The sequence below is a fragment of the Amycolatopsis sp. SID8362 genome, from assembly GCF_010550475.1.
Classification (GTDB): Bacteria; Actinomycetota; Actinomycetes; order Mycobacteriales; family Pseudonocardiaceae; genus Amycolatopsis; species Amycolatopsis eburnea.
Genome location: NZ_JAAGNB010000158.1, coordinates 1 through 4,066, shown reverse-complemented (window position 1 = coordinate 4,066; position 4,066 = coordinate 1). Strand labels below are relative to the sequence as shown.

The 4,066-nt window shown below is 74.9% G+C and carries 1 protein-coding gene; it reads right to left on the bottom strand.

The window, feature by feature from the left end:
• Positions 1 to 4,066: type I polyketide synthase (locus tag G3I65_RS05830; RefSeq protein ID WP_160695189.1), on the bottom strand; the 4,066-nt coding region annotated here is incomplete at both ends.

Sequence of the window (4,066 nt, the reverse complement as noted above, 5' to 3'; positions counted from 1 at the left end):
CAGGGCGTCCGGCGAGACGTGCCCGGTGAGCACGACGCCGTCCTCGCCGGGCAGTTCGACGGCCGCGCCGAGCAGGGGGTGGTCCGAGCGGTCGACCGGGCGGGCCGGGGGCCGGGCGGTGACCCAGAAGCGTTCGTGCTGGAAGGGGTAGGTGGGCAGGGCGACGCGGCGGGCGCCGGTGCCCGCGTAGAACGCGGTCCAGTCGACGTCGGCGCCGAGGACGTGCAGGCGGCCGAGCGCGGTCGCGAACGCCGTCTCTTCAGGACGGTCCGCGCGCAGCAGCGGCACCGGCGACGCGGCCGGCAGCGTGCGCGCGACCAGCCCGGACAGCGTGCTGTCCGGTCCTATTTCGACAAAGGTGCTGATGTCGTTGTCCCGCAACGACTCCAGTGCGTCGGCGAAGCGCACGGTCGCGATCACCTGCGCGACCCAGTAGCCGGGGTCGGTCAGCTCGCCGGGCTCGGCCGCGCGGCCGGTGACCGTCGAGACGACCGGCAGCGACGGCTCGTGGAACGTCAGTTCTTCGGCCACGCGGCGGAAGCTGTCGAGCATCGGCGTCATCAGCGGTGAATGGAAGGCGTGCGAGACCGAGAGCCGTCGCGCTTCTTCGAACGACGCCGCCAGCCGCAGCAGCGCGTCCTCCTCGCCGGACACGACCAGCGATTCGGGGGCGTTGACGGCGGCGATCGCGATGCCGTCGGTGAGCAGCGGTCGGACCTCGTCTTCGGTGGCCTGCAAAGCGATCATCGCGCCACCCTCGGGCAGCGCCTCCATCAGGCGGCCGCGGGCGACGACGAGCGCGCACGCGTCCGGCAGGTCGAGCACCCCGGCGACGTGCGCCGCGGCCAGCTCGCCGATCGAGTGCCCGGCGACCCGGTCCGCGCGCACGCCGAGCGATTCGGCGAGCCGGAACAGCGCGACTTCGAGGGCGAACAACGCGGGCTGGGCGATACCGGTGCGGTCGAGCACGGCCGGGTCTTCGGTGCCGATCGCCTCGGCCACCTCGGCCGGGAACCGCGCGAGGACGTCGCCGTACGCGGCCGCGAAGACCGGGAACCGGGCGGCCAGCTCGCGGCCCATGCCGGGCCGCTGCGTGCCCTGCCCGGCGAACACCACGGCGACGGCGGGTGCCACCGCGGGCGCGGTGCCGCTCGCGATCTCGACTCCGCCCAGCAGGACGGCCCGGCGGTCGAACGAAGACCGGGTGGTGAGCAGGGAATGCCCGACGTCGACCGGGTCGGCGTCGACGTCGCGGAGGTTCTCGACGGCCGCCCGCAACGCCGGTTCGGACCGCGCCGAGACGACCCACGGGACGGCGGTCGCGACGACTTCGCGCGTGGGCTCGGCGACGGTTTCCGCCGGGGCCTGCTCCAGGATCAGGTGCGCGTTCGTGCCGCTGATGCCGAACGACGACACGGCCGCGCGGCGCGGGCGTCCGGCGTCCGGCCACTCGCGGGCCGCGGTGACGAGGTCGATCGCGCCCGCGCTCCAATCCACATGGGACGATGGCGTGTCGGCGTGCAGTGTGCGCGGGACGATGCCGTGCCGCATGGCCGCGATCATCTTGATGACGCCGGCGATCCCGGCCGCGGCCTGCGTGTGCCCGATGTTCGACTTGATCGACCCGAGCAGCAGCGGAGTTTCCCGTTCCTGGCCGTAGACGGCGAGCGCGGCGCGCGCTTCGATCGGGTCGCCGAGCCGGGTGCCGGTGCCGTGCGCTTCGAGGACGTCGACGTCGGCGGGCGCGAGCCCGGCGTCACCGAGCGCCTCGCGGATCACGCGCTGCTGCGCCGGCCCGCTGGGCGCGGTGAGGCCGTTGGACGCGCCGTCGGAGTTGACCGCGGAGCCGCGCACGATCGCGAGGACGTCGTGGCCGAGTTCACGGGCGCGCGAAAGCCGTTCGACGACGACCATGCCGACGCCCTCGGCCCAGCCGGTGCCGTCCGCGCCGTCGCCGAACGCCTTGCAGCGCCCGTCTTCCGACAGCCCGCCCTGCTTGGCGAACTCGACGAAGATACCGGGCTCGGCCAGCACCGTGACGCCGCCGGCGATGGCCAGCGACGTCTCTCCCGACCGCACCGACCGCACGGCCAGGTGCAGCGCGACCAGCGACGACGAGCACGCCGTGTCCACGGTGACGGCCGGGCCGCCGGTGCCGAGCACGTAGGCGACGCGGCCGGAGACCAGGCTCGGCGAGGTGCCGGTGAGCACGTACCCCTCGGCGTCGCCGCTGCCTTCGGCCAGCCGCGGGCCGTAGTCCTGCGCGGTGGCGCCGACGAAGACACCGGTCCGGGTGCCGCGCAACGACGAGGGCGCGATCCCGGCGCGTTCCAGGGTTTCCCAGACGACTTCGAGCACCAGGCGCTGCTGCGGTTCCATCGCCTGGGCTTCCCGCGGCGAGATGCCGAACAGGCCGGCGTCGAACCCGGCGACGTCGGCGAGGAACCCGCCCGGCCGTCCGGTGCCGAGCACCGACGCGGGCCAGCCGCGGTCGGTGGGCATCGCGGTGATCGCGTCCACTTCGGACTCGACCAGCCGCCAGAGTTCTTCGGGGGAACCGGCTCCGCCCGGGTAGCGGCAGCCGAGACCGACGATGACCACCGGATCCGCGTCCCCGGCGGAGCCGGTTTCGGGCGCGGACACGGGCGCGGCGCCGCCGAGGTGCTCGGCCAGCGCGCGGGCCGTGGGGTGGTCGAACAGCGCGGTGGTGGCCAGTGTGCGGCCGGTGGCGGCACCGAGGCGGACGGCGAGGTCGACGTTCATCGCCGAGTCGAAACCCAGCTCGCGGAAGGACGTGCCGGGGTCGACGGCGGCACCGAGGACCGCGGCGGCCTCGGCGGTCACGAGTTTCAGCAGGTCGCGGTCGACGGGGGCCGCCGCGGGTTTCGGTGCCGGGGCGTCGAACCAGTGGCGTTCGCGGTCGAACGCGTAGGTCGGCAGGTCGACTTGGCGGCCGCCGGTGGTGAGCGTCGTCCAGTCGACGTCGACGCCGTGGACGTGCAGCTCGGCCAGCGCCGCGAGGGCGCCGACGTCCTCGGGGCGGCGGGAGCGCGACGACCGCACGGTCACCGCGTCGTCCAGGCAGGCGCGGACCAGCGAAGTGAGGGTGCCGTCCGGGCCCAGCTCGAGGAACGCCGTGATCCCCTGGCGGGACAGCGCGGTGACGGCGTCGGCGAAGCGGACGGTGTCGCGGGCCTGGCGGACCCAGTACTCGGGATCGCGCAGCTGGGCCTGGCGGATGACGCGGCCGGTCACCGTCGAGACGATCGGCCGGCGCGGCGGGCGCAGGTCGAGCTGCTCGACGACCCGGCGGTACTCGGCCAGCATCGGGTCCATCAGCGGCGAGTGGAACGCGTGCGAAACGGCCAGGCGGGTGACCTTGCGGCCGTCGGCCTCGAACCGGGCGGCCAGCGCCAGCACCGGCGCTTCCGGACCGGCGAGCACGACGTGGGCGGGCCCGTTGACCGCGGCGAGCACGACGTCGTCGCCCAGCAGGGGCTCGACCTCTTCGGCGGCGGCGCGCACGGAGACCATCGCGCCGCCGGGCGGCAGCGAGCCCATCAGCCGGCCGCGGGCGGTGACCAGCACGCAGGCGTCGTCGAGCGACAGCACGCCGGCGACGTGCGCAGCGGCGATCTCGCCGACCGAGTGCCCGGCGACGTGGTCCGGCTCGACGCCCCACGAGGCGAACAGCCGGTACAGCGCCACTTCGTAGGCGAACAGCGCGGGCTGGGTGTGCCCGGTTTCGGCGAGCACGGCGGCGTCGGCCGAACCCGGCTCGGCGAACAGCACGTCCCGCAGCGGGCGTTCGGTGTCGCAGCGCGCGCAGATCTCGTCGAGGGCCTCGGCGAACGCCGGGAACCGCTCGTACAGCTCGCGGCCCATGCCGGGGCGCTGGGCACCCTGGCCGGGGAACAGGATCGCGAGGCGGTGCTCGCCCGCCGTCCCGGTGACGACGCCGGCCGACGGTTCGCCCTCGGCGAGCGCGGGCAGGGCGGCGGGGTCCAGCACGACGGCCCGGTGCGGGAACGCGCTGCGGGTGGTGGCCAGGGAATGCGCGACGTCG